Raw genomic sequence first — 705 nt, 5'->3', positions numbered from 1 at the left:
TGTTCCTTGGCGTCGAGTCGGTCTTTGGCTTCCCGCAATCGGTTCAGTCGGTCCTCTTGCTCCCGGAGTTCCTCCGGGAGCTCGTCTCCCCGCTGTTCTGGACCGTATTCGTCATCCTCGGCTTCGTCGATCTCGGCGGCCTCGTCGAGGATGTCGTGGATTTCGTCGGTGATCTGCTCACGAGTTCGATTTTGATCGAGGGCAGCGTCGCCTTGGACGCGCCGGCCGTCCAAGGCGACTTCACCCATCTCAACCATGCCAGCTTCCCGACAGAGGCGAAGAATCTCAACGAAGAGGTGCTCGAACTCCTCGCGGTGGTTCTTGCGGAAGANGGCCTCGTCGAGGATGTCGTGGATTTCGTCGGTGATCTGCTCACGAGTCCGATTTTGATCGAGGGCAGCGTCGCCTTGGACGCGCCGGCCGTCCAAGGCGACTTCACCCATCTCAGCCATGCCAGCTTCCCGACAGAGGCGAAGAATCTCAACGAAGAGGTGCTCGAACTCCTCGCGATGGTTCTTACGGAAGAGGCTGATCGTGCGGAAGTCAGGGTGTTGATTCGCGGCGAGGTAGCGAAAAGCGACGTCACGTTCGAGGAGACGGTCGAGTTTGCGGGAACTACGGATCCCGATACAGTACCCAAAGACGAGGACCTTGAGCATCATGACGGGATGGAAGGGCGGCCGGCCACGGCCGTCCGCCCGATCT

The 705-nt window shown here is 60.2% G+C and carries 1 pseudogene; it reads right to left on the bottom strand.

Going from position 1 to position 705, the window contains the following annotated elements:
• Positions 1-508: 508 nt before the first annotated feature.
• Positions 509-689 (bottom strand): annotated as a pseudogene (locus tag C451_RS24255) (transposase); the annotation flags it as partial.
• Between the last annotated feature and the right edge of the window lie 16 nt (positions 690-705).

Origin of the sequence: Halococcus thailandensis JCM 13552 (assembly GCF_000336715.1) — an archaeon.
Classification (GTDB): domain Archaea; phylum Halobacteriota; class Halobacteria; order Halobacteriales; family Halococcaceae; genus Halococcus; species Halococcus thailandensis.
This window is presented reverse-complemented; position numbering and strand designations above follow the sequence as displayed.